The following is a 3349-nucleotide window of genomic DNA, read 5'->3' on the forward strand; positions in this document are numbered from 1 at the left end:
AGAACGAACAGATGTTTGCCGTCAAACGCGCCTTTGACCCGCAAAGCCTGCTGAACCCCGGCAAGGTCATCCCCACGCTCAACCGCTGCGCCGAATATGGCCGCATGCTGGTGCGGGCGGGGGCGATCAAACACCCAGAGCTCGAACGCTTCTGAGCCACACAGCGTCCCTGCGCAGCGCCCCACGCCCCCCCACAACGCCTGAGCGATCCTCAGGCGTTTTTTTTGGCGCACCGGGATGCGCACATCCGTCCATGGCTTAAATGGTTGCGCGCGCAACAAAATAACCCTAGAATCAAACTCCTTCAAGGCAGAGGCACCAGGCACACACATGACCCCGCAGCTCGACCGCACGCTGACCTACCGTCTGCACCAACTGCACAAGCTGACCGACGCAGACAGCCAGTCGGCCTACCCTGAGCGCACCGGCTTGTCGATGAGCGAAGGGCGCTGCCTGTCGACGATTGGCGCGTTCGAGCCTTTGTCGGTCAAGGCGCTGGCCGACAAAGCCAACCTGAACAAAGGCCAGGCCAGCCGCGCTGCACAGGCTCTGGCCGATCAGGGTCTGGTGCTCAAAGCCGACCACCCGGGCGATGGCCGAGGCGTGGTGCTGACGCTCACACCCACGGGGCGCAGGGTATTCCAGCGCGCCATGGACATGATCGCCCATCGCAACGAACAAATTTTTGGCTGCCTGACTGCCAAAGAACAGGCGAGCTTGAGCGCCCTGTTCGACCGCCTGATCGCCCACGCCCGCCCTCGCTGAAATCCACTTGACGCCACCACACCATGCACACCCCCACCACCGAAGCCCGTCCTTCGATTTATTACCAGTACGAAGTTTTCCAGCCCTGGCTGCCCTCGGCCCACCCAAAGCAGGACCGAAAGAAAGTCGTGGTCGTCGGCTCGGGTCCGGCGGGCATGGTGACGGCGCTGGAATTAGCGCGCCACGGCGTGGCCAGTGTGGTGCTGTCAGCCGAGTTGCAGTTCTCGCAAGGCAGCCGAGCGATCTGTTTCACCCGTCGCTCGATGGAAATCCTGCAGCAAGTCGGCGTGGCCGAGCGCATGACCGAGGGCGGCCTGCCCTGGCGCTTTGGCAACTCGTATTACCGGGGCCAGCGCGTGTTCCGCATGGAAGCGCCGCACGATGCCGATGACCGGTTTTTTCCAATCATCAACGTCCAGCAGCAATTCATGGAGGAGTACCTGCACGACGCTTGCCAAGCCAACCCCTTGATCGAGTTTCGCTGGGGCAACAAGGTCAACGCCGTGGTGCAAAAAGACGGCTACGCTCAATTGGCAGTCGACACACCCGAAGGCCCTTACGCTCTGGAAAGCGACTGGGTGGTGGCTGCCGACGGCGGGCGTTCCGGCATCCGCACGGCAATGAACCTGCAGATGGAGGGCGCGTCTTACGAAGGCTTTTTCGTGATCGCCGACATCCGCATCGACTTGCCATTGCCCACCGAAAGACTGGCCTACTTTGACCCCGAGTGGAATCCTGGCAACACCATCCTGATGCACCGCGAACCGCACGGCATCTGGCGTGTGGACTACCAGCTGCCCGAAGGGGAAACCCCTGAGCAAGCGCTTCGCCCCGAGTCGCTCAAGACCCGCATCAACTCGCAACTGGCCATGATCGGGCACGCTGAGACACCGTGGGAAATGGACTGGTCCTCGGTCTACTCCGCACGCACCCTGACACTGGCCGACTTTGTACACGGCAGCGTGATTTTCACGGGCGACGCCGCACACTTGCTGCCCATCTTCGGTGTGCGCGGGGCGAACACCGCTTTTCAAGACGCACAGTCGCTGGGCTGGCAGCTGGCTTTGGTGGTCAAGGGCCTGGCGGGCAAGACGCTGCTGGCCAACCACAGCGCCGAACGCGTGGGCGCGGCCCGCGAGATCGTCACTGAATCGGGCAAAAGCACGCGCTTCATGGCCCCTCCCAGCAAAGGGTTTCGCCTGCTGCGCGATGCAGTACTCTCGCTCTCGCTCACCCAGGCATTCGTGCGGCCGCTGTACCACTGGCGCACTTCGCGGCCACATGAATACGCACACTCCCTGCTCAACAGCTCAGGCGACGACAACAGCTTGTTCAAGGCCGGGCCAGCCCACGGTGCGCCGCCGCAAAACGTGCGCCTGGGGGCCAATGACTTTTTGCTGGACCACCTGGGGGGCGGCTTTGACCTGCTGTACTTCACCGATGCACCCGCCATGCCCCAGGCGCTGCAAAGCGTCATCGACGCTGCACGGCAAAAAGGCATGCCCTTGAACGTGACGGCGGTCGGTGCAGCCCATGCCGTGGCCGGTGCCGACATGACCCTGCCCGATACCGATGGCCACCTGCGCCAGCGCTACGGCGTGCCGGCCAACGGCGGGGCGTATTTGCTGCGCCCTGACCAGCACATTTGTGCGCGCTGGCTCACGCTGGACGCCACACGCCTGCAAGCCGCTTTGAGCACCGCCCTGCCGCAATAAGGAAGACATCCATGACCGACAAAGCACTCTCCATTGGCGGCCTCGAAACCGTTTACGACGCGCTGGCCACCGCCATGGACCTAGCCGGCCCTGACAAGGCTTCCTTATTTCTCGTCAAACTGGCCTTGCTCAATGCCAATGCCCTGGCCGACGAAAATCTGTTTCAGCAACACATTGCCGCGGCACTGCAAGACCTCTGACATGCCGCGCCCGCCTGGATGCTTGGAGGCACAAGGGCGGCATGGCTTTTTGAAAGAACACGGCGACCCCCTTGGATGAAACCCACAACCCCGCCCTGAAAAGTTGGGTCCACTCGGCCAAACTGGACCAGGCCGCGGCACTGATTGAGCTGACCGCCGGTGGCAAAAACCCGATGGCTTTGCCATGCCCTGACCATGGCCTCACCACGTGTCGATCGCCAAGCTTCCGTTGGCCGCTTTGACCTGCCCTGCCTGCAAACCCGCCAGCAACCAATCGCGGGTGGCCGCTGGGTCAATCACCGCATCGATCTCCAGCGTGGCCGCCATGTTGATGGCGCTACCATTGTCGTATTGCTGCGCCAGCAGTTGTTCAAACAAGGCCTCGCGCTCAGGGCCTTCGGGCAAAGCATCCAGCTCCTTGCGGTAACCCAGGCGCACCGCACCTTCGAGGCCCATGCCGCCAAACTCGCCGGTGGGCCAGGCCACTGTGGCCAGGGTTTCATGAAAGCCGCCGCCAGTCATGGCCATCGCCCCCAAGCCATAGCCCTTGCGCAACACCACGCTGAGCAGCGGCACCCGCAAGTGCGCTGCCGCCACAAACATGCGTGAGACATGGCGCACCTGGGCCGTGGCTTCGGTGTCAGGCCCGACCATGAAGCCGGGTGTATC

At 62.9% G+C, this 3349-nt stretch carries 5 protein-coding genes; 4 read left to right on the plus strand and 1 reads right to left on the minus strand.

Annotated elements, in window-relative coordinates; genetic code table 11:
- The 4 genes from ACIQ3A_RS14475 to ACIQ3A_RS14490 form a co-directional block, all read left to right on the plus strand.
- Window positions 1-155 (plus strand): FAD-linked oxidase C-terminal domain-containing protein (locus ACIQ3A_RS14475; RefSeq protein ID WP_396432433.1); only part of this gene is annotated, 155 nt, incomplete at its 5' end.
- A gap of 175 nt (window positions 156-330) precedes the next feature.
- Window positions 331-765, plus strand: coding sequence for a MarR family winged helix-turn-helix transcriptional regulator (locus tag ACIQ3A_RS14480; RefSeq protein WP_396432429.1), 435 nt, complete (start codon window positions 331-333; stop codon window positions 763-765).
- Window positions 766-788: 23 nt separating this feature from the next.
- On the plus strand, window positions 789-2480 hold the full coding sequence (locus ACIQ3A_RS14485; protein WP_396432430.1) for an FAD-dependent monooxygenase: 1692 nt from the start codon (window positions 789-791) through the stop codon (window positions 2478-2480).
- An 11-nt stretch (window positions 2481-2491) separates the two neighbouring features.
- The gene (locus ACIQ3A_RS14490) at window positions 2492-2680 is read left to right on the plus strand and encodes a DUF2783 domain-containing protein (RefSeq protein ID WP_396432431.1); all 189 of its coding nucleotides are present in this window, start codon (window positions 2492-2494) and stop codon (window positions 2678-2680) included.
- A 201-nt stretch (window positions 2681-2881) separates the two neighbouring features.
- On the opposite strand, the gene ACIQ3A_RS14495 is transcribed toward ACIQ3A_RS14490, so the two are convergent.
- A partial coding sequence (locus ACIQ3A_RS14495; RefSeq protein ID WP_396432432.1) for a carboxyl transferase domain-containing protein occupies window positions 2882-3349 on the minus strand: 468 nt, incomplete at its 5' end.

Source organism: Limnohabitans sp. (assembly GCF_044361985.1).
Lineage (GTDB): Bacteria > Pseudomonadota > Gammaproteobacteria > Burkholderiales > Burkholderiaceae_C > Limnohabitans_A.

Bases quoted from the DNA above. Each gene is read 5' to 3' on its own strand.
- ACIQ3A_RS14490 (WP_396432431.1), top strand. From the start codon at position 2,492: ATGACCGACAAAGCACTCTCCATTGGCGGCCTCGAAACCGTTTACGAC.
- ACIQ3A_RS14480 (WP_396432429.1), top strand. From the start codon at position 331: ATGACCCCGCAGCTCGACCGCACGCTGACCTACCGTCTGCACCAACTG.
- ACIQ3A_RS14485 (WP_396432430.1), top strand. From the start codon at position 789: ATGCACACCCCCACCACCGAAGCCCGTCCTTCGATTTATTACCAGTAC.